Raw genomic sequence first — 21,480 nt, 5'->3', positions numbered from 1 at the left:
CCTTATACGATTCGAAACGCATCCACCAGCACGCAGCGGCGCAGACGAACGAAGGTCCGCGCGCTGGTCACCCCCTCCCCGGTTGGGGTGGTGATGGTCATGGTGGTCCAGCCCTCGCCGCCCAGCCCAAGCCCGGCGATGCACGGCCCGTTTTTGACGAAGATGCTGGTGTCGATGGCATTCGCCATCTGGTTCATGTTGTCGATATTGCGCGAGTGCATCGCCGCCGTATGGTGGCAGCCGCCTTCCAGTTGCACCGCCAGGGCGATGGCCTCCTCGACGTTCGCCACCCGCACCACCGGCAGCACCGGCATCATCAGTTCAGTCACCGCAAACGGATGGCTGGCGGGGGTTTCCACGAACAGCAGACGGGTTTGCGCCGGCACCTGCAGGCCAATCGCCGCGGCGATTTTGCCCGCATCGCGGCCGACCCAGTCGCGGCTGACCGTGCCTTTGCCGCGCTCGTCGATATTTTTCAGCAGCAGCGGCTGGAGCTGTTCGGCCTGCGCCGCCGTGAGTTTCACCGCCTGCTGGCCTTCCATCAGGCGCATCAGTTCGTCGGCGACGCTATCGACCACGATCAGCACCTTCTCGTCGGCGCAGATGATGTTGTTATCAAACGAGGCGCCTTTGACGATCGCTTGCGCGGCGCGCGGCAGATCGGCGGTCTCATCCACCACCACCGGCGGGTTGCCGGCCCCGGCGGCAATCAGACGTTTGTTGGTATGTTTGCGCGCCGCCTCGACCACTGCTTCGCCGCCGGTCACCACCAGCAGGCCGATACCAGGGTACTTAAACAGCCGCTGGGCGGTGTCGATATCCGGGTTCGCCACGGTCACCAGCAGGTTGGCCGGGCCGCCGGCGGCCACTACCGCCTGGTTAAGCAAGGTGATCGCCCGCTGCGAGACCTGTTTCGCCGCCGGATGGGGGGCAAAGACTACGCTGTTGCCGGCGGCAATCAGACTGATGGCGTTGTTAATCACCGTCGCCGCCGGATTGGTCGAGGGCGTGACCGAGGCCACCACGCCCCAGGGCGCGTTTTCAATCAGCGTCAGGCCGTTATCGCCGGTCAGCACCTGCGGAGTCAGACACTCCACGCCTGGCGTACCCCGTGCCTGCGCCACGTTTTTGGCAAACTTATCTTCAACGCGTCCCATGCCGGTCTCCGTCACCGCAAGCTCCGCCAGTTCACGGGCATGCTTTTCACCCGCCTCACGAATGGCCTGAATCACCTGCTGACGCATCGCCACCCGCTTTAATCCCTGCTGGGCCGCCGTTGCCGCCGCGACAGCGTCATCCAGTGAGGCAAAAACGCCCCTATCATGAACGGCGTCAGCAGGCTGACTGCTGTCTTTCATTTTCAGCAGTACCGCTTTCACTACCTGTTCAATGTCCTGTTGATTCATGATTTTTCACCCTACTTATGGAAGAGCACCTGACCATCGGCCGCAGCCTCATCCACGATGCCAATCACGCACAGATCGACCGGAGAGGCGCCATAGGCGTGCGCCTGTCGCGCCGAGCTGCCGCTGACCAGCAGCACCCACTCCCCGCATCCCGCGCCGATGTTGTCGATGGCGACCGCGCATTGCCCGTCGGGTTCGCCGCGGGCATTGAGCATCTCCACCATCAGCAGTTTGTCGTGGGCCAGCCCTTCATGGCGTACGGTGCAGACCACATATCCGGTAACAACAGCCAGCTTCATGTCCGTCTCCGCGTGTGATGTGCAGGCCGGATAAGCGCAGCGCCATCCGGCATTCATGCCTTGTCATTGCCAGATAGCGACGCGCTAGCGTCCTGTCCGACCCGGACTGTCCGGCACCCCCTCTCCCGTTAGATGTTGCTATCGCCCTTGAAGCTGATCGGGAAGACCTCTTCCAGATCGCCATGCGGGCGCGGGATGACATGTACAGAGACCAGCTCACCGATACGCTGAGCCGCCGCCGCCCCGGCATCCGTGGCGGCTTTGCACGCCGCGACATCGCCGCGCACCATGGCGGTCACCAGGCCGCCGCCGATCTGTTTCACGCCTACCAGCTTGACGCGGGCCGCTTTGACCATGGCGTCGGAGGCCTCAATCAGTGCAACCAGGCCCCGGGTTTCAATCATTCCTAATGCTTCCATTGTGTTTTCCTCTCATAAGGGGTCCTGAAGGGGACCATTCATTCAACCAGCGTGGACGAGTCGGGGATCCGGCTTGCGTCCGTCTGGCGCGGTACCGACGCCACCAGCGCCAGTTCGATAATTTCCTCTACGCTACAGCCTCGCGAGAGGTCGTGAAGCGGGGCGGCGAGGCCCTGGATCAGCGGCCCGATGGCGCGATATCCACCCAACCGCTGGGCGATTTTGTAGCCGATGTTGCCCGCCTCCAGCGATGGGAAGACCAGCACATTGGCCCGCCCCCTCAGCGGGCTGCCGGGCGCTTTGTGCGCAGCGACGTCCGGTACAAAGGCGGCGTCAAACTGCAGTTCGCCATCGACCATCAGCTGCGGCGCCCGCTGACGCACGATTTCCGTGGCCTGCTGGACGTTAGCCACACAGGGATGCCGGGCGCTGCCGTGCGTGGAGAAAGACAGCATTGCCACCCGCGGCGCTTCGCCAGCGATCGCTTGCCAGGTCTCGGCGCTGGCAATCGCGATATCCGCCAGCTGCGCCGCCGTCGGCTGCGGCACCACGCTGCAGTCGGCAAACCCCAGCGGCTGGCCGGCATACTGCGGCAGCATCAGAAACAGCGAAGAGAGCGTTTTACACCCCGGCTGCAGGCCGATAAGGCGCAGACCGGCGCGCAGCACGCTGGCGGTTGACGAGAGATTCCCGGCGATACACACCTCGGCCTCACCGCCGCTGACCATCGCCGCGGCGAACATCAGCGGGTCGGCCAGCTTGTCGACGGCGTCAGCGGGCGCTTTATCGCCGGCGCGCGCCTGCCAGGCGGCGGCAAACGCCTCGCGCATCGCCAGGTTGCTGTGCGGATCAATGATCTGCACTCCGGTCAGCGGCAGACGTTCGCCAAGGGCGAACTGCCGCAGCGCGAAGGGACTGGCGACGAGGATCGGACGCGCCAGGCCCTGCTGCTGCAGATAATGCGCCGCCTTCAGCACACGGACGTCCAGCGCATCCGGGAACACCACTCGGGCGGGGGCGCGCAGCGCCAGTTTGCGGCATTGGTCAATGATCATCTTCACCTCCCAGCTGCTGCTGCAGCTGGCTGAGGGTTGGCGGCGAATCCGTCACGCCCAGGATCATCATCACGTAGACCGCGCTGGAGAGACGGTTGAGCGCTTGCATAATATCGGCGCGCCGGACCGCAAATTGCGGCGTGATAAACACCTGCGCCGCGGTCACCTCCGCCTCGCGGACTTTGCCGCGCAGCAGATTAAGCAGCGCGACCTCGCGCCCATGGCGGGCCTCCGGCACCAGGTGATCGTGGCCCAGGAAGCGCAGCGGCTGATGGGACAGACGGTGTAACTGTCCCTCGCTGAATCCGGCTATCGACTGCGCCGCCAGCGGCTCCTCCAGCGCGTCGGCGCGCATGATGTTGCCCAGCCGCGAACGGATATCCATCAGCCACGGCTGCCAGGACTCCGCCAGTTCAATTTGCAGCCACACCGTCAGAGCGATGGTGCTGTCCAGCACCGCACGGAAGGCCAGCCGCGGATCGTTTTTCGCCACCAGGGTATCGGCCGTCAGGTGGGTCAGGGTGTCCGGCTTTTTATCCACCGGCTGGTGACAGAGCTCGCAGCAGGCCTGGGGCGGATGGTCGCGGCTGGTCAGGACATGCACCGGCTGCGGCGTCTGTTCGTCATCCTCGACAAACAGGCGCCCCTGGCGGTCGAGAAATTTGACCCGCAGATGCCGACTTTCCAGCAGCTCCCTCGCCGAGGGCGTCAGGCGAGCGTCGGCAGGAAGATGGATTTCACCGCCTTCGCTGAGCGTATGATTCGCTCTGAGCCACGCTTCGGTAATGAAATCGTTCATAGCGATTGCCAGTTTGCCGGCCAGGCGACGTACAGGAAGCGCACCGTCGACGGGGTACCGAATTCGATGCTGGCGCCTTTCGGGATAAACATGACGTCCCCTGCTTTGGCAATCAGCGTTTCCCCCTGATGGCGCACATGCAGCTCGCCCTCCAGCACCATATCGATTTCGTCGTAGTTCAGCGTCCACGGGAAGAAGGCGTTCTCCCACTGCATAAATCCGGCGGCCATGCTGCTGCCATCCTGGTCGGTCACCAGATCCGTTAAGCCAACGCAGTGCGGCTGGGCGCCGTCGAAGCGGCCAAACTTCACGCTGCTGCCGTCGATCACTTTGATGCCGCCTTTGCCGGTCACGGAGTCAAATCCTGGCTGCATCGCCTCCTGCTCCAGGGACTGCTTCTCCTTCATCACCTTTTCCATCAGCTGCGCCACCAGGCTTTCGGTAAACTGGCCTTCCGGCAACTGCGCCAGGATGGTTTCGCGGATCCGCTGGCTTTCCGTTTTGTCGCTGTCCGCCGCTGTCGCCGCCGGCGCGGCGCCATCATCCTCGGTGATAGTGAATCCCAGCAGCTCGGCGACTTCGCGCGCTTCCGGGGTGATAATGCTGGCGCGCAGAACAACTGACATCGCCTGTTCGCCGCGCGCGTGGGCGGCACGAATATCGTTAGCGGTAATGAGTTTCTTCACCTGGCCCTTCCTCCTTTTGGCTGAGCTCACTCAAATAATTTTCCAGCGACGCGACGCTTTGCGGATCGCAACCGTTGAGGGCGAAAACCGGCGCCTGAAACCCCATCCCGTCCAGCAGCTGCCGCACCGCGGCGACGTTGGCATCCGGCAGATCCGTTTTGCTGATCGCCACGATAAGGTGCTTTCGGCTGCCAATATCCAGTAACCCGGGAGGCAGGCGACTTTCGATATCATTGGCCGCATGGACATAAATCAGGGTGTCCACATCCTGCAGGGTGGTAATTAAGGCGTGATACCAGCGCGGATGGCTGAAATATTCCCCGGGTGTATCGATGTCGCCACGATCGTTAAATTCCAGCGCCTGCGTTTTTCTGGCGAGGGAATAATTTCCCTGCAGGGCATTAAATAATGTGGTTTTTCCTGCACCGACGGCGCCGACAATGGCAATACGCTTCATGGTCGCTCTCAATTAACTTTTCGTTAATTCGCACAAGGTATAATTTAATAAGCGGCCTAACCCGCCGATGGTCTGCAGGAGCGCCTCCTCCACCGCGCCGACCGAACCGTAGATCACCAGCGCGCCGCTAAACCGGTCGAGAAAACCGATGTGCACATCGGCGGCCTTCATCGCCAGATCGCCGGCGATCATCGCTGTTTCCCCCGGTGTCAGCGTCATAATGCCGATCGCGCCGGATTCGGGTACGCCGATCTTTTTCGCCAGCTCCGCTCCCGGGTGGGCAATCAGATGCGCCAGTGTGACCTGTTTGCCTGGTACGAATTCCTGAATAATGCGTTCTTTATCCATGACTGATTGCCCCCCTGAAATCTGTCCTCATGGTGACGGTATTTCAGCGCGGCAAATAACAAATTTCGGCAAGTGGGGTTAAAAGGTGAAGTGGATCACTCAGGAGAGAAAATAATAATGCGGCGGAATTAAAAAGGCAGGCTCAGCGTTTTTACTCGCCGGCCTGCCTGATATTGTGCGCGGAAAACTCTCCGCGCGTTAATGGGAAAAAAACGAGATTACAGCGGTTCGGTTTGCGCTTCGACAACCGCCAGCGCCACCATATTCACAATGCGGCGTACGGAGGCGATCGGCGTCAGAATATGCACCGGCTTCGCCACCCCCATCAGCACTGGCCCGACGGTCACCCCTTCCGAACTGGAGACACGCAGCAGGTTATAGCTGATCCGGGCGGCTTCCATATTCGGCATCACCAGAATATTGGCCGATCCCTTCAGCGGGCTGTCCGGCATGCGATCGTTGCGGATGCTTTCCACCAGCGCGGCGTCGCCATGCATTTCGCCATCGATCATCAGCTCCGGGGCGCTCGCCTTCACCAGTTCAAGGGTTTTGCGCATCTTGCTGGCTGACGGGCAGTCGGCGGAACCAAAGTTGGAGTGCGACAGCAATGCCACCCGCGGCTCAATACCGAAGCGACGCACGCTTTCCGCCGCCATCAGGGTGATCTCCGCCAGCTCTTCCGGGGAGGGATCGTGATTGACATAGGTGTCGGCGATAAAGGTGTTGCCGCTCGGCAGCAGCAGCGCATTCATCGCCCCGGCGGTGCTGACGCCGTCGCGATAGCCAAACAGCGGCTGCACCACGCGGTAGTGGTCGTGGTACTCGCCGATAGTCCCGCAGATCATCGCATCCGCTTCACCGCGATGAACCATGATGGCGCCAATCACCGTGGTGTTGCTAATCACCGCCCGCTGCGCCTGCTCCTGGGTAATGCCGCGGCGCTTCATCAGCTGGTAGTACTCGCTCCAGTACTCTTTAAACCGCGGGTCGGATTCATTATTGACGATCTCAAAGTCAACGCCGGCCTTGATCTGCAGACCCAGCTTCTGGATGCGCATTTCAATCACGCTAGGGCGCCCCACCAGAATCGGTTTGGCCAGCCCCAGCGACACCAGCTCCTGAGTGGCGTGCAGCACCCGGGTCTCCTCCCCTTCCGCCAGCACCACGCGCTTCGGCTCTTTGCGCGCCTGAGAGAAGATAGGCTTCATAAACAGGTTGGTTTTATAGACGAACTCGCTCAGCTTCTCGATATAGGCGTCAAAATCAGCGATCGGGCGCGTTGCCACGCCGGAGTCCATCGCCGCCTTCGCCACCGCAGGGGCGATTTTGACGATCAGCCTCGGGTCGAACGGTTTCGGAATGATGTAGTCCGGGCCAAAGCTTAAATCCTGATCGCCATAGGCGGAGGCCACCACTTCGCTCTGCTCGGCATGGGCCAGCTCGGCAATGGCGTGCACCGCCGCCAGCTTCATCTCTTCGTTGATCGCCGTCGCGCCGACGTCCAGCGCGCCGCGGAAGATGAACGGGAAGCAGAGCACATTGTTGACCTGGTTAGGGTAGTCGGAGCGACCGGTACAGATGATGGCGTCATCGCGGACCTGCTTCGCCAGCGGCGGCAGAATTTCCGGCTCCGGGTTGGCCAGGGCAAGGATCAGCGGCGCGCGCGCCATCTTCTTCACCATCTCCGGAGTCAGCACTTTCGGGCCAGAGCAGCCGAGGAAAATGTCGGCGCCATCGATCACATCATCAAGCGTACGTTTGCCGTCGTCTTCCACTGCGTAGGCGGCTTTGGTTTCCGCCATGTTCGGTTCACGGTCTTTATAGATGACGCCTTTCGAATCGCAGACCACGATGTTGTGCTTTTGCATCCCCAGCGCCACCAGCAGGTTCATGCAGGCGATCGCCGCCGCGCCCGCGCCGGAGACCACCATCCGCACGTCGGACAGATTCTTCTCGACGACGCGCAGACCGTTGAGGATCGCCGCGGTGCTGATGATCGCCGTGCCATGCTGATCGTCATGGAAAACCGGAATATTCATCCGCTCGCGCAGCTGCTGCTCGATGTAGAAACACTCCGGCGCTTTAATATCTTCCAGGTTGATACCGCCGAAGGTCGGCTCAAGGGCGGCGACGACGTTAATGAATTTGTCCGGATCCAGCTCATCGACTTCGATATCAAACACATCGATGCCGGCGAATTTCTTAAACAGGACGCCTTTGCCCTCCATCACCGGCTTGCCGGCCAGCGCGCCGATATTCCCCAGCCCCAGCACCGCGGTGCCGTTGGAGACGACCGCCACCAGGTTGCCGCGGGCAGTGTATTTGTAGGCGGCCAGCGGATCTTTTTCGATTTCCAGACAGGGGGCCGCGACGCCCGGCGAGTAGGCCAGCGCCAAATCGCGCTGGGTGGCGAGAGGTTTGGTCGGCGAGACCTGGATTTTTCCGGGAACCGGAAATTCGTGGAAGTCGAGGGCGCTCTGTTTTAACTGCTCATCCATTTTCTATTCCTTTCTTTCACGTATCGTTCGTAGGGGAAAAGCGTGATGACCATCCTGTCGTTCACCTTTCAGTGGCAGACAGTATCCCTCCTGGCGGGGCGATAAACTTTGAACACCGCCAAACTCTGGCCATCGCTATGATCTGGTTGTTATCAATTTATAGCGGTTATGTTACCCGGATTCGCCGCCAATAATAGCCCCGTCTGCTATGCTTTTTGGTTATGTACCTCATCACTATTTATACCGCATACCGGCAAGCACTCATGTAACACCTTGTTCCAGGAGGACTTATCTATGAATCAGCTAGACAGCATCAAGCAGTTCACCACCGTGGTCGCCGACAGCGGCGACATCGAATCCATTCGCCACTATCATCCGGAAGATGCCACCACTAACCCCTCCCTGCTGCTGAAGGCCGCCGGCCTGGCGTCCTATAGCGGACTCATTGACGACGCCATCGCCTGGGCGAAAAAGCAAGGAGGCGGCCGTGAAGCGCAGGTGACTCACGCCTGCGATAAGCTGGCGGTCAATTTTGGCGCGGAGATCCTCAAAAGCATTCCGGGCCGGGTCTCCACCGAGGTGGACGCCCGGCTCTCCTTCAACCGGGAGAAGAGCATCGAGAAGGCGCGCCATCTGGTGGCGCTGTATCAGGAGATGGGCATTGATAAGTCGCGGATCCTGATCAAACTGGCATCCACCTGGGAGGGGATCCGCGCCGCCGAGACGCTGGAAAAAGAAGGCATCCACTGCAACCTGACGCTGCTGTTTTCCTTCGCCCAGGCCCGGGCCTGCGCCGAAGCCGGGGTCTATCTGATCTCCCCTTTCGTCGGGCGTATTTATGACTGGTATCAGGCGCGTAAGCCGCTGGATCCTTACGTGGTGGAGGAAGATCCGGGGGTGAAATCGGTGCGCAATATCTATGACTACTTCAAACAGCATAAATACACCACCATCGTGATGGGCGCCAGCTTCCGCCGCACCGAACAGATCCTCGCCCTGGTCGGCTGCGACCGGCTGACCATCGCCCCGCCCTTGTTAAAAGAGCTGCAGGCCAGCGACGCCCCGGTGGTGCGCAAACTGATCCCTGCCAGCCAGATCCTGCCGCGCCCGGTGCCGCTCAGCGAGGCGGAGTTCCGCTGGGAACATAATCAGGACCCGATGGCGGTCGAAAAGCTGGCGGAGGGGATCCGCCTGTTCGCCGTCGATCAGCGCAAACTGGAAGATCTGCTTGCCGCCAAACTGTCACTTTAGTCTCACGGAGAAAACTATGTCCCGAAGAGAGCTTGCCAACGCCATCCGCGCCCTGAGTATGGACGCGGTGCAGAAAGCCAATTCCGGCCACCCCGGTGCGCCAATGGGGATGGCAGACATTGCCGAAGTGCTGTGGAACGATTTTCTCAAGCACAATCCGCAGAACCCTGGCTGGGTGGACCGCGACCGCTTTATTCTGTCCAACGGCCACGCGTCGATGCTGCTCTACAGCCTGTTGCACCTGACCGGCTACGATCTGCCGCTGTCAGAACTCAAGCAGTTCCGTCAGTTGCACTCAAAAACGCCGGGCCACCCGGAGCATGGCTATACCCCCGGGGTGGAGACCACCACCGGCCCGCTGGGCCAGGGGCTGGCGAACGCCGTCGGCATGGCCATCGCCGAACGCACCCTGGCGGCACAGTTTAACCGCCCCGGTCATGAGATTATCGACCATCACACCTGGGTTTTCATGGGCGATGGCTGCCTGATGGAGGGGATCTCCCATGAGGCCTGTTCGCTGGCCGGTACGCTCGGACTGGGTAAGCTGATCGGTTTTTACGATCACAACGGCATCTCCATCGACGGCAAAACCGAAGGCTGGTTTTCCGATGATACGGCCGAACGCTTCCGCGCCTATCACTGGCATGTGATCGGTGACATTGATGGTCACGATCCGCAGGCCATTAAACAGGCCATTGCGGAAGCGCAGGCGGTGAAAGATAAGCCGTCGCTGATTATCTGTCGGACCATCATCGGCTTCGGTTCGCCCAACAAAGCGGGGTCGGAAGAGTCTCACGGCGCGGCGCTGGGCGAAAAAGAGGTGGCCCTGGCCCGCCAGCAGCTGGGCTGGAAATATCCGCCCTTCGAGATCCCGAAAGAGATCTATCAGGGCTGGGATGCGCGTCCGCGCGGCGAAAAAGCCGAGCACGCCTGGAACGAGAAATTCGCCGCCTACCAGCAGCAGTTTCCGGAACTGGCCGCTGAGCTGACTCGCCGCATGGATGGCACCCTGCCGGAAGACTTTGCCGCGACCGCCCGCGACTACGTGGCGAAACTGCAGGCCGAGCCGGCGAAAATCGCCAGCCGCAAGGCCTCGCAAAACGCGCTGAACGCCTACGGCCCGCATCTCCCGGAACTGCTGGGCGGTTCGGCGGATCTTGCGCCGAGTAACCTGACCATCTGGTCTGGCTCGACATCGATTAAAGACGATCCTGCGGGCAACTATATCCACTACGGCGTGCGCGAATTTGGCATGACCGCGGTGGCCAACGGCATCGCCCTGCACGGGGGCTTCATTCCGTATACCTCTACCTTCCTGATGTTCGTGGAGTACGCCCGCAACGCCGCGCGCATGGCGGCCCTGATGAAGGCCCGGCAGATCATGGTCTATACCCATGACTCCATCGGTCTCGGGGAAGATGGCCCGACGCACCAGGCGGTGGAACAGCTGGCCAGTCTGCGTCTGACGCCGAACTTCAGCACCTGGCGCCCCTGCGACCAGGTGGAGACCGCCGTCGCCTGGCAGGCGGCCATTGCGCGCCAGAACGGACCAACGGCGCTGATCCTGTCGCGGCAAAACCTGGCGCAGATGCCGCGCACCCCGGAACAGGTGCAGGCTATTGCCCGGGGAGGCTACGTGCTGAAAGATGCCGGCGGGAAGCCCGACCTGATCCTCATCGCCACCGGCTCGGAAGTGGAGATCACTGTGCTGGCCGCAGAAAAACTGTTGGCGAACGGGGTGAATGTGCGGGTCGTCTCGCTCCCTTCCACCGATGTGTTTGATGCCCAGGATGAGGCCTGGCGCGAGTCGGTGCTGCCGTCGGACGTCAGCGCCCGGGTGGCGGTCGAGGCCGGGATAGCGGACTACTGGTATAAATATGTCGGCTTAAAAGGCAAGATCGTCGGCATGACCGGCTATGGCGAATCCGCCCCGGCAGAGCAGCTGTTTCCGTTCTTTGGCTTTACGGTCGACCATATCGTCGCCACCGCGGAGCAGGTGCTTAACGGGTGATCCACAGCGTGGGCCAGGCGTCTGGCCCCTGCCAGTTATCACACGTCGGCTGCTGCGCGTAGCGGGAGAGACTGAACCGCTGGCCGTCAAAACGCCAGCGGGTCTGGATCCCGCAATCGCCGGCCTCGCGGCCTTTATCCAGGGTCACCAGCTCATGGCGGCGATCATCGTAGCTGGCGTTGATAAGCTCGATCTCCCGCGGTGCCTCGCCCGGCGGCTGAAACGGCAGCGTCAGCCGCACCTGACGGGCGACATAGGGCCGCTGGCGGGAGACCAGCCAGGCCAGCCAGACGGTGTTGTACGCGCCGGATTCGCAGCTGGTCATCAGCAGCACTTTGTCATCCGTCAGCGCAGTAACGCGAATTTCACGGCGGAAGGGATCGAGGGAGCAGTTGCTGTTGGTCATCCGCTCATTACCGTAGTCCATCAGATCGTTGAGCTCCTCACGCCCCAGCGGCGACTGCGCTGTTTCCGCGGTCGCCACTGCGCGCAGCGCCGGGGCCGGCGGTACGCTGAGCGGCGGCTCTTCCCCTTTGCCGACCCAGGCCGTTTCACTGCCTACCCGCTTTTGCCGATCGTCGATAAAAAACAGAGCCGCTTTCAACCCCTGCAGGGAGATACTCTGCAGGCCATTGGCCAGCGAGAGAGCTTTCCCCTCCTGAACCTGCTGGAGAAATGCATCGATCGTCACGCTGTCGGCGGTTTTAATGAGCTTATCTTCAATGTGCCAGCGCTTGTCGGTCAGGGACACCGGTTTGCCATCCAGCAGCAGGCGCGGCGCTATCGGCGCTAGCGTCGCCACCGGATTACCGGTGCCCCCCAGTTCGATACGCAGGCTGGCGTCAGTCACTGCTCCGGCGCTGCGGCTGAGGGTCATCACCAGCCCATAATGCAGCCCCACGTTACGGGTGACGCAGAAATTTTGGTTGTTACAGGTGACCTGCCAGTCGTTGAAGCGCTGCTGCGTCGGTGCCGACCATGCCTGCGAGCAAGGCAGCACCGCCAGAAAGAGGAAATAAATGATGCGAAAAAGCATGAACCGCCCGACCCCAGATAAACCCGACCACGGCGCCTATCCTGGACAACGGCAGCCGCTTACTCAATCGGATTTGTCAGAGTTCCCCGACATCAGGCCGGAGGTTTGCAGATACTGCAGCAGAATGACCGCCTTACCGTCGCGGATCTCACCGTCAGCGACCATCTGCAGCGCCTGGCTAAAAGGCAGCTCCAGCACCTCGATGGCTTCATCATCCACCCCGCCGCCGCTGGTGGTTCGCTGCGCGTCGCTGTACTCAGCGATAAAGAAATGCACCACTTCGGTAACGCCACCTGGCGACATAAACAACTCAAACAGCTTACGCACCTCGCCCACTTCGTAGCCGGTCTCTTCCACCGCCTCTTTACGAATGCACGCTTCCGGCTCGTCGTTGTCCAGCAGCCCGGCGCAGGTTTCAATCAGCATGCCGTCATGATTGCCATTGACCCAGGTGGCGACCCGGAACTGACGCACCAGGACCACCGTTTGCTTGCGGCGATTGTACAGCAGCACGGTAGCGCCGTTGCCACGATCGTAGACCTCGCGCTTATGGCGCACGACGCTGCCATCCTCGCGCGTCAGCTCATAGGTCATGTTGCGTAACACGAACCAGTTTTCAGAGAGGATTTTATCTTTAATGACGTGAATATTGAGTGACATACCGACCCCACAGCGTAAAAGGACGTCCTCATACTACGCTGCGGGGCCGGGTTTGTCGTCAGTGAAGCGGCGTCGTTTTCAGCGCCAGATAGTCCAGGATCCCCTGCGCCGCATGACGGCCTTCCGCCATCGCCGTCACTACAAGGTCTGCGCCGCGCACGGCATCGCCGCCGGCAAAGATCTTCTCCTGACTGGTCTGGTAACGGTAACGGCTCTCGACGCCGGCTTTGATGCGCCCCTGACTGTCCAGCGCCACGCCCGCCGCTTCCAGCCAGGGCATGCGGTGCGGGTGGAAGCCAAAGGCCATGATCACCGCATCCGCCGGCATAACAAACTCACTGCCGGGGATCGGCGTCGGGCGGCGGCGTCCTCCCGCGTCCGGGGCGCCCAGCTCGGTGCGCAGAAAACGTACCCCATTCACCCGCCCGCTTTCGTCCAGCTCCAGGGTCACCGGCTGGACGTTAAACTCAAAGACCGCCCCCTCTTCGCGGGCGTTTTTGACCTCTTTTTTCGAGCCCGGCATGTTGGCTTCATCCCGCCGATAGGCGCAGGTCACCTGGCGGGCGCCGTGACGCAGCGCGGTGCGCACGCAGTCCATCGCTGTATCGCCGCCGCCCAGCACGACGACGTTCAGCCCAGCGGTGTTGATATAAGGCTCCTGAGCCGATGCCGCCAGCCCCATTACCTGTTTGGTGTTGGCGATAAGAAACGGCAGCGCATCGTAGACGCCGGGGGCCTCTTCGTTCGGCAGCCCCGCCTTCATGGAGCGATAAGTTCCGGTGCCGACGAACACCGCGTCATAGTCGGCCAGCAGCGTCGCCATGGGGATATCTTTCCCCACCTCGCAATTGAGCTCAAAGCGGATACCCATCTCGCTGAAAATGGCCCGCCGCCGGGCCAGCAGCGATTTATCCAGCTTGAACGCCGGGATGCCGAAGGTCAGCAGACCGCCAATCTCCGGATGACGGTCAAAAACCACCGGCTGGACGCCGTGACGCACCAGCACATCGGCGCAGGCCAGCCCGGCCGGCCCGGCGCCGATAATCGCCACCCGCTTACCACTCGGCTTAACCTGCGAGAGGTCCGGACGCCAGCCGCTGGCCAGCGCCTGGTCGGAAATATAGCGCTCAATGTTGCCGATGGTGACTGCGCCGCTTTCATCGCGCAGGGTGCAGGCACCTTCACACAGCCGGTCCTGGGGGCAGACGCGACCGGTGATCTCCGGCAGGCAGTTGGTCTGATGGGAAAGCGCGACCGCGGCGGCGATATCCCCCGCCTTAACCAGCTCGACCCACTGCGGGATATGGTTATGCAGCGGGCAGGTCCATTCGCAAATACTGTGTTCCCCACACGTGAGGCAGCGGGCGGCCTGCTGCTGCGCCTGCGCCGGGGTGAACGGCTGATAGATCTCCTCAAAGTGGCTCTTACGCGCCTCCGCCGCCAGCTTATCCGGCTCCCCGCGCGGCGGCGTCATCGCCATTTGCCTGACCTTCGCGCCAACATTGGGCTGGCTGCAGGTCGGCGTACCGCGCTGCCACGGCTGCACCTCCTGGCATGCCGAGCGCAGTCGCCGCTGCTTCGCCAGCGCGGTCAACGTCTCATCGTCGGCGAGGGTCAGTGCCTGCGCGGGACAGTTTTCCACACAGGCCGGTCCCGCTTCGCGGCCCTGGCACAGATCGCATTTCTGCGCGCTGGCCTTTACCAGGCCCGCAGCCTGCGGCGTCACCACCACCTGCATCACCCCGAACGGGCAGGCCACCATGCAGGATTTACAGCCAATGCATTTCTCCTGACTGACCTGAACGCTGTCGCCGGACTGGGCAATGGCGTCGTTGGGGCAACTGCGGACGCAGGGGGCGTCTTCACAGTGGCGGCAGGTGATAGCGTTACGCTGGCCCGCCGCTTTGATGACGGTGATACGAGGTAAAAAGCGCTGCGGGGTCAGCACGTGTTGCTCCTCGTTATGCGCCATTACGCAGGCCACTTCGCAGGCCTGGCAGCCGATACATTTTCGACTATCGCTCAAAATAAAGTGGTTCATGGCTTCCTTTTGTCTTCTTGGTGAATAACCCCTCAATGCGCATGACTATTTATTACCCGACAAGACGGCGCCGGAACAATGTCCAAATGCCCAGGATAAACTTTTTCTGGAGAGAATCCGTTTTGGATCAATTTTTTTGACTTAAATGAAATGAGGTTTCACACCGGCAAGGGATAATGCGCCTGTCTGAGGCTGCAAAGCAGGCTCACTGCCTGCTGGCAGGAAAGTTCGAGGTTTCTTTACGATACGGCAAAAGCAACATGATAAATTACACTATCTCCTTAATTTCTCCACGATTGCCGGAGGCGCTGGCGCTAAAGTGGCACAGGCTGTGCAATAACAAAAAAATGTGCATATGAGGTCTTTATTCTGATGGCGAATTTCTTTATCGATCGCCCCATTTTTGCGTGGGTGCTGGCAATCCTGTTATGTCTGACGGGCACCCTTGCCATTTTGTCGCTTCCCGTTGAACAGTATCCCGACCTCGCCCCGCCGAACGTGCGGATCACCGCCAACTATCCCGGCGCCTCCGCGCAAACCCTGGAGAATACCGTCACCCAGGTTATCGAACAGAATATGACCGGCCTCGATAACCTGATGTATATGTCCTCCCAGAGCAGCGCCACTGGCCAGGCGACGATCACCCTCAGCTTCACCGCCGGTACCGACCCGGACGAAGCCGTGCAGCAGGTTCAGAACCAGCTGCAGTCGGCGATGCGTAAACTGCCGCAGGCGGTGCAAAACCAGGGGGTGACGGTGCGCAAGACCGGCGACACCAATATCCTGACCCTCGCCTTCGTCTCCACCGACGGCAGCATGGATAAACAAGATATTGCCGACTACGTCGCCAGTAACATTCAGGACCCGCTCAGCCGCGTCAACGGCGTGGGGGATATCGACGCCTACGGCTCGCAATACTCAATGCGCATCTGGCTCGACCCGGCGAAGCTCAATAGCTACCAGCTGACCACCAAGGATGTGACCGACGCCATCAGTTCGCAGAACGCCCAGATTGCCGTCGGCCAGCTTGGCGGGACGCCTTCGGTCGATAAGCAGGCGCTAAACGCCACCATCAACTCGCAATCTCTGCTACAAACCCCGGAGCAGTTCCGCAATATCACCCTGCGCGTCAATCAGGATGGTTCAGAGGTGACGCTGGGCGATGTCGCCACCGTCGAGATGGGGGCGGAGAAGTACGACTACCTCAGCCGCTACAACCGGCAGGCCGCTTCGGGCCTGGGAATTAAGCTTGCTTCCGGCGCCAACGAAATGGCCACGGCGGAGCGCGTGATCAATCGCCTCAATGAGCTGTCGCAGTATTTTCCTCACGGTCTGGAATATAAAGTCGCCTACGAGACGACCTCCTTCGTAAAGGCCTCCATCACTGATGTGGTCAAAACGCTGCTGGAGGCGATCCTGCTGGTCTTCCTCGTGATGTATCTGTTCCTGCAGAACTTCCGCGCCACCCTGATCCCGACCATCGCCGTGCCGGTGGTGCTGATGGGCACCTTTGCGGTGCTGTATGCCTGTGGCTACAGCATCAACACCCTGACGATGTTCGCGATGGTGCTGGCGATCGGCCTGCTGGTGGATGACGCCATCGTGGTAGTGGAGAACGTCGAGCGCATCATGAGCGAGGAGGGCCTGTCGCCCCGCGAGGCGACCCGCAAATCGATGGGACAAATTCAGGGCGCACTGGTGGGGATCGCCATGGTGCTGTCGGCGGTGTTTGTGCCAATGGCCTTCTTCGGCGGCACCACCGGGGCCATCTATCGCCAGTTCTCAATCACTATCGTCGCGGCGATGGTCCTCTCGGTGCTGGTGGCCATGATCCTCACTCCGGCCCTTTGCGCCACGCTGCTCAAGCCGGTTAAGCCAGGTGAATCCCATGAAAGAAAAGGCTTCTTCGGCTGGTTCAACCGCACCTTCAACCTCAGCGCCAGCCGCTACGAAACCTTTGTCGGCAAAATTCTTCACCGCTCGCTGCGCTGGATGCTGATCTACGTCGTCCTGCTCGGCGGGATGGTGTTCCTGTTCCTGCATCTGCCCACCTCGTTCCTGCCGCTGGAAGATCGCGGGATGTTCACCACCTCGGTCCAGTTGCCGAGCGGCGCTACTCAGCAGCAGACGCTGAAAGTAGTGCAAAAAGCGGAAGATTACTTCCTCAATAATGAGAAGCAGAACGTCGAATCGGTATTTGCCACCGTCGGTTCCGGCCCCGGCGGCAACGGGCAGAACGTGGCCCGCATGTTTGTGCGTCTCAAAGACTGGGACCAGCGCGACCCGGAAACCGGCTCCTCCTTTGCCATTATTGAACGCGCCACCAAAGCGTTTAATCAGATCAACGAAGCGCGGGTCATCGCCAGCAGCCCGCCGGCCATCAGCGGCCTCGGCAGTTCGGCAGGCTTCGATATGGAGCTTGAGGATCACGCCGGTAAGGGGCACGATGCGCTGATGGCGGCACGCGATACGCTGCTTGAGCTGGCCGGCAAAAACCCACTGTTGACCCGGGTCCGCCATAACGGGCTCGACGACAGTCCGCAGCTGCAGGTCGATATCGATCAGCGTAAAGCACAGGCGCTGGGCGTCTCCATTGACGACATCAACGATACGCTGCAAACCGCGTGGGGGTCGAGCTACGTCAACGACTTTATGGATCGCGGCCGGGTGAAGAAAGTCTACGTCCAGGCAGCGGCGAAATACCGGATGCTGCCAGACGATATCAATCTTTGGTATGTCCGCAACAGCAGCGGCACGATGGTGCCGTTCTCGGCCTTCGCCACCTCACGCTGGGAGACCGGCTCGCCGCGGCTGGAACGCTACAATGGCTACTCGGCGGTGGAGATCGTTGGTGAGGCGGCGCCGGGTATCAGTACCGGCACCGCGATGGACATGATGGAGAAGCTGGCCGCGCAGTTGCCAACCGGCTTTGGCCTCGAATGGACCGCCATGTCCTACCAGGAACGCCTCTCTGGCGCTCAGGCGCCGGCACTGTACGCGATTTCGCTGCTGGTGGTGTTCCTGTGCCTGGCGGCGCTGTACGAGAGCTGGTCGGTGCCGTTCTCGGTGATGCTGGTGGTCCCGCTCGGGGTGATTGGCGCCCTGCTGGCGACCTGGGTGCGCGGCCTGGAGAATGATGTTTACTTCCAGGTGGGCCTGTTAACGGTGATCGGCCTGTCGGCGAAAAACGCCATTCTGATCGTTGAGTTCGCCAACGAGCTGAACGAGAAAGGCCAGGATCTGCTCAGCGCCACGCTGTCGGCCTGCCGTCAGCGCCTGCGCCCCATCCTGATGACCTCGCTGGCGTTTATCTTCGGCGTGCTGCCGATGGCGACCAGCACCGGGGCCGGTTCCGGCAGCCAGCATGCGGTCGGTACCGGGGTGATGGGCGGGATGATCTCCGCCACCGTGCTGGCCATCTTTTTCGTGCCGCTGTTCTTTGTGCTGGTACGCCGTCGCTTTCCGCTGAAGGAGCGTCCGCAATAAGCCGTCGGGCGTTGGCGGCGAGCCTTAATAACAGAAAAGGCGACCCTTAAGGTCGCCTTCTTTATGTGTTCAGAACGATGACGCGCTTATTTACTTCGCGTTATTCCCCTGCTCACATTGCGGAAATTTATTTACGAAGCATGCCTTCAATAAAATCTTTCCAGTTCCCCAGTTCATGTTCAATCATAATAGCCTCTCTTATTATTATGGTCGATTCTATATAACTTCATTGCTGATGGGAAGTTGGGCTCCCCTATTGCTCTGATTGTCTTGTGGACGTCTGACAGAGATAAAACCTCTGGTTGCCGCCACTATGCCGTTTCGTATGTAAAAATTATGTGACGCAGAGCACTCTCAGGCAACATTTTCGCAATATTGTTAATAGCCTCACATCACTTCCGCGAATGAGCAAAATTTCACCACGCCGTCAATTGAATGAGATACCCGGTAAAAAGTTATATTTATTCATCTGAATCACGTATTATTTCAGTAAGACTTATATATTCGGAAATATCTGAGTTAACCGCTTAATTGAATGTGAAAGGTTTATCTATGCTCACCATGTACGGAATTAAAAACTGCGATACCATTAAAAAAGCCCGTCGCTGGCTGGAAGCGCATCAGATTGCGTATCAGTTTCATGACTACCGCGCCGATGGCCTTGACCGCGCGCAACTGGATACCTTTATTGCCGAACTGGGCTGGCAGGCGCTGCTGAACACCCGCGGCACCACCTGGCGCAAACTCGACGAGTCGCTGCGCAACAGCATCGATAATGCCGACGCCGCCGCCGCATTGATGCTGGAAATGCCGGCGATTATCAAACGCCCATTGCTCTGTGCGCCCGGTCGTCCTATGCTGCTGGGTTTTAGTGAAGCAAGTTATCAGCAGTTTAACGAGGTATAGTCTATGTCTTGCCCGGTCATTGAGCTGGCTCAGCAGCTTATTCGCCGCCCTTCCCTTAGCCCCGATGATGCGGGATGCCAGGCGTTAATGATTGAACGCCTGCGTGCGATCGGCTTTACCGTTGAACCGATGGATTTCGGCGATACACAGAATTTCTGGGCCTGGCGCGGCCACGGCGAGACGCTGGCCTTCGCCGGCCACACCGACGTGGTCCCGGCAGGCGACGCCGACCGCTGGATCAACCCCCCGTTCGAACCGACCATCCGCGACGGCATGCTGTTCGGCCGCGGTGCAGCAGATATGAAAGGCTCGCTGGCGGCGATGGTGGTGGCGGCGGAACGTTTTGTCGCGCAGTACCCGAATCATCGCGGCAGACTGGCGTTCTTGATCACCTCAGATGAAGAGGCCAGCGCCAAAAACGGCACCGTCAAAGTGGTGGAAACGCTGATGGCGCGTAATGAGCGTCTGGACTACTGTCTGGTCGGCGAACCCTCCAGTACCGAAGTGGTCGGCGATGTGGTGAAAAACGGCCGCCGCGGCTCGCTGACCTGCAACCTGACCATTCACGGCGTGCAGGGCCATGTTGCCTATCCGCACCTTGCCGATAACCCTGTCCATCGCGCGGCGCCGATGCTGGCGGAGCTGGTCAATATCGAGTGGGATAAAGGCAATGAATTTTTCCCGCCAACCAGCATGCAGATCGCCAACGTACAGTCCGGTACCGGCAGCAACAACGTGATCCCCGGCGATATGTTCGTCCAGTTCAACTTCCGCTTCAGTACGGAACTGACGGACGAGATGATCAAAGCCCGCGTGGTCTCCCTGCTGGAAAAATACCAGCTGCGTTACAGCGTGGAGTGGTGGCTCTCCGGCCAGCCGTTCCTCACCGGGCGCGGTAAACTGGTGGATGCGGTGGTGAGCGCAATTGAGCACTATAATGAGATCAAACCGCAGCTGTTGACCAACGGCGGCACCTCTGACGGTCGGTTTATCGCCCGCATGGGGGCGCAGGTGGTTGAGCTGGGCCCCGTGAACGCAACCATTCACAAAATTAATGAATGTGTGAACGCCGCCGACCTGCAGCTGCTGGCACGGATGTATCAACGCGTAATGGAACAGCTGGTCGCCTGACGAATTGACGTAAAGAGGAAGCGCGCATGGAATGGCTTATTAAACACTGGTGGATTCTGGTTCTGGTCTTTTTGGTGGGGGTGATTATCAACGTGATCAAAGATCTGAACCGCGTTGACCACAAAAAATTCCTTAACAACAAACCCGATCTGCCGCCGCACCGCGATTTTAACGATAAATGGGACGATGACGACGACTGGCCAAAGCACGACCAGTCGAAGAAACCGTAAGTTTGCCTTTATCGCGGTACTGCCCGCCTGTAACCCCGTCCGCCGGGGTTACAGCATTTCGATGATATCGTCCCCTTTTGGCGTACTGCCGCTCAGCGCCTCATCAAAATAGTGCTTCGGCACGGTATAACGCAGACGCTCGATGGCGAACTGCATGCTGCGATCGTCAATGGCATGCCCCAGATCGTCAACAATATCTAACGTCACGTCGCCGCCCGCCTGCTGTAATGCCTCCTGAGCCGACACCGCCCACGCCAGATCGATAACCCGATCTTCCCCCCCGTGGATCAGGTGAATGGTGGTGGCAGTCGTTGCCGTCACCGGCAGCGTCGCGTAGCGGCCATTAAAGGCGATCACTCTTGAAGCCAGAGCCGGCGCCGCTTTGATACTCTCCAGCGACATAATCGCCCCCTGAGAGAAACCGATCAGCGCGGTGGCCAGTGGACTGACGCCGCTTTTCTCTTGCCAGTAGCGCACAATGTCAATGAAGGTCGGCATAATGGTATCGATGCGCTGCTGACGATTCTCTTCCGTCACTCCCTGCACCGAAAACCACTGCCGACCGTTGGGACCGCAAGGTTCGACCCCGCCGATGCTGACAATTAGCGCATCGGGAAACTGCGGCGCGAACCAGCTGCCGATTTGCCCCATAGAGACCGGGTTATCACCCACACCATGAAACAGCAGCAACAGCTGTTGCGCAGGCGTCGCAGGGCTTTGAACAATAAAATGATCGTGTTTCATGGCTGTCTCCTTAGTGT

Annotated in this window: 20 protein-coding genes; 6 read left to right on the top strand and 14 right to left on the bottom strand. The window is 60.2% G+C overall.

The features are described from left to right. Nucleotides 1-2 precede the first annotated feature (2 nt). The 9 genes from DTA24_RS07220 to maeB form a co-directional block, all read right to left on the bottom strand. A complete protein-coding gene (locus tag DTA24_RS07220; protein ID WP_016161620.1) occupies nt 3-1,406 on the bottom strand; it encodes an aldehyde dehydrogenase family protein in 1,404 nt (467 codons plus the stop codon). Nucleotides 1,407-1,417: 11 nt separating this feature from the next. Further along, a complete protein-coding gene (gene eutN, locus DTA24_RS07215) occupies nt 1,418-1,705 on the bottom strand; it encodes an ethanolamine utilization microcompartment protein EutN (protein WP_123836616.1) in 288 nt (95 codons plus the stop codon). Between the two features lie 128 nt (nt 1,706-1,833). After that, nucleotides 1,834-2,124 carry an ethanolamine utilization microcompartment protein EutM gene (gene eutM, locus DTA24_RS07210; RefSeq protein WP_000387720.1) on the bottom strand — a complete coding sequence of 97 codons (291 nt, stop codon included), beginning with the start codon at nt 2,122-2,124 and terminating at the stop codon, nt 1,834-1,836. Between the two features lie 38 nt (nt 2,125-2,162). Further along, nucleotides 2,163-3,179 (bottom strand): phosphate acetyltransferase, encoded by a 1,017-nt coding sequence (gene pta / locus DTA24_RS07205; protein ID WP_012540923.1) that lies wholly within the window; start codon nt 3,177-3,179, stop codon nt 2,163-2,165. After that, nucleotides 3,169-3,978: an ethanolamine utilization cob(I)yrinic acid a,c-diamide adenosyltransferase EutT gene (gene eutT, locus DTA24_RS07200; RefSeq protein WP_012967464.1), complete on the bottom strand. Its 810-nt coding sequence runs from the start codon at nt 3,976-3,978 to the stop codon at nt 3,169-3,171. Before eutT ends, pta begins: the two co-directional genes overlap by 11 nt. Then, nucleotides 3,975-4,664 carry an ethanolamine utilization acetate kinase EutQ gene (gene eutQ, locus DTA24_RS07195; protein WP_008803846.1) on the bottom strand — a complete coding sequence of 230 codons (690 nt, stop codon included), beginning with the start codon at nt 4,662-4,664 and terminating at the stop codon, nt 3,975-3,977. The genes eutT and eutQ overlap by 4 nt, the downstream gene beginning before the upstream one ends. After that, the gene (gene eutP, locus DTA24_RS07190) at nt 4,642-5,121 is read right to left on the bottom strand and encodes an ethanolamine utilization acetate kinase EutP (RefSeq protein ID WP_023298056.1); all 480 of its coding nucleotides are present in this window, start codon (nt 5,119-5,121) and stop codon (nt 4,642-4,644) included. Before eutP ends, eutQ begins: the two co-directional genes overlap by 23 nt. Before the next feature lie 12 nt (nt 5,122-5,133). Beyond that, nucleotides 5,134-5,469, bottom strand: coding sequence for an ethanolamine utilization microcompartment protein EutS (gene eutS / locus DTA24_RS07185; RefSeq protein WP_002913729.1), 336 nt, complete (start codon nt 5,467-5,469; stop codon nt 5,134-5,136). A gap of 218 nt (nt 5,470-5,687) precedes the next feature. After that, on the bottom strand, nt 5,688-7,967 hold the full coding sequence (gene maeB / locus DTA24_RS07180; protein WP_008803844.1) for an NADP-dependent oxaloacetate-decarboxylating malate dehydrogenase: 2,280 nt from the start codon (nt 7,965-7,967) through the stop codon (nt 5,688-5,690). A 294-nt stretch (nt 7,968-8,261) separates the two neighbouring features. Here maeB and tal point away from each other — a divergent pair, with 294 nt between their 5' ends. Then, entirely contained in the window at nt 8,262-9,218 is a 957-nt protein-coding gene (gene tal, locus DTA24_RS07175; RefSeq protein ID WP_008803843.1) for a transaldolase, read from the top strand. A 16-nt stretch (nt 9,219-9,234) separates the two neighbouring features. Then, the gene (gene tkt, locus DTA24_RS07170) at nt 9,235-11,229 is read left to right on the top strand and encodes a transketolase (protein ID WP_008803842.1); all 1,995 of its coding nucleotides are present in this window, start codon (nt 9,235-9,237) and stop codon (nt 11,227-11,229) included. On the opposite strand, the gene DTA24_RS07165 is transcribed toward tkt, so the two are convergent. The 3 genes from DTA24_RS07165 to aegA all read right to left on the bottom strand — a co-directional run bounded on the left by DTA24_RS07165 (nt 11,219) and on the right by aegA (nt 14,966). After that, nucleotides 11,219-12,265 carry a DUF1176 domain-containing protein gene (locus tag DTA24_RS07165; RefSeq protein WP_012540917.1) on the bottom strand — a complete coding sequence of 349 codons (1,047 nt, stop codon included), beginning with the start codon at nt 12,263-12,265 and terminating at the stop codon, nt 11,219-11,221. The genes tkt and DTA24_RS07165 overlap by 11 nt on opposite strands. 63 nt (nt 12,266-12,328) lie before the next feature. Beyond that, nucleotides 12,329-12,925 carry a GDP-mannose pyrophosphatase NudK gene (gene nudK / locus DTA24_RS07160; protein WP_044613795.1) on the bottom strand — a complete coding sequence of 199 codons (597 nt, stop codon included), beginning with the start codon at nt 12,923-12,925 and terminating at the stop codon, nt 12,329-12,331. A gap of 58 nt (nt 12,926-12,983) precedes the next feature. After that, nucleotides 12,984-14,966: a formate-dependent uric acid utilization protein AegA gene (aegA, locus tag DTA24_RS07155; protein WP_123836615.1), complete on the bottom strand. Its 1,983-nt coding sequence runs from the start codon at nt 14,964-14,966 to the stop codon at nt 12,984-12,986. Nucleotides 14,967-15,338: 372 nt separating this feature from the next. Between aegA and acrD the strand changes: the two genes are divergently transcribed. Continuing rightward, complete coding sequence (acrD, locus tag DTA24_RS07145; protein WP_123836614.1) at nt 15,339-18,452, top strand: multidrug efflux RND transporter permease AcrD; 3,114 nt, start codon at nt 15,339-15,341, stop codon at nt 18,450-18,452. Nucleotides 18,453-18,579: 127 nt separating this feature from the next. On the opposite strand, the gene ypfM is transcribed toward acrD, so the two are convergent. Then, nucleotides 18,580-18,639, bottom strand: coding sequence for a protein YpfM (ypfM, locus tag DTA24_RS07140; protein ID WP_100181659.1), 60 nt, complete (start codon nt 18,637-18,639; stop codon nt 18,580-18,582). Nucleotides 18,640-19,004: 365 nt separating this feature from the next. Here ypfM and DTA24_RS07135 point away from each other — a divergent pair, with 365 nt between their 5' ends. The 3 genes from DTA24_RS07135 to DTA24_RS07125 are packed head-to-tail and all read left to right on the top strand — an operon-like array spanning nt 19,005 to nt 20,719. Further along, nucleotides 19,005-19,358 (top strand): ArsC family reductase, encoded by a 354-nt coding sequence (locus DTA24_RS07135; protein ID WP_008803838.1) that lies wholly within the window; start codon nt 19,005-19,007, stop codon nt 19,356-19,358. A gap of 3 nt (nt 19,359-19,361) precedes the next feature. Next, complete coding sequence (gene dapE, locus DTA24_RS07130) at nt 19,362-20,489, top strand: succinyl-diaminopimelate desuccinylase (RefSeq protein WP_012540914.1); 1,128 nt, start codon at nt 19,362-19,364, stop codon at nt 20,487-20,489. Nucleotides 20,490-20,515: 26 nt separating this feature from the next. Further along, complete coding sequence (locus tag DTA24_RS07125) at nt 20,516-20,719, top strand: YpfN family protein (protein WP_002913768.1); 204 nt, start codon at nt 20,516-20,518, stop codon at nt 20,717-20,719. 48 nt (nt 20,720-20,767) lie between these two features. Here the strand turns inward: DTA24_RS07125 and ypfH are convergent, their stop codons facing one another. After that, nucleotides 20,768-21,463: an esterase gene (gene ypfH, locus DTA24_RS07120; RefSeq protein WP_123836613.1), complete on the bottom strand. Its 696-nt coding sequence runs from the start codon at nt 21,461-21,463 to the stop codon at nt 20,768-20,770. Between the last annotated feature and the right edge of the window lie 17 nt (nt 21,464-21,480).

Source organism: Klebsiella sp. P1CD1 (genome assembly GCF_003790505.1).
Lineage (GTDB): Bacteria > Pseudomonadota > Gammaproteobacteria > Enterobacterales > Enterobacteriaceae > Klebsiella > Klebsiella variicola.
This window is presented reverse-complemented; position numbering and strand designations above follow the sequence as displayed.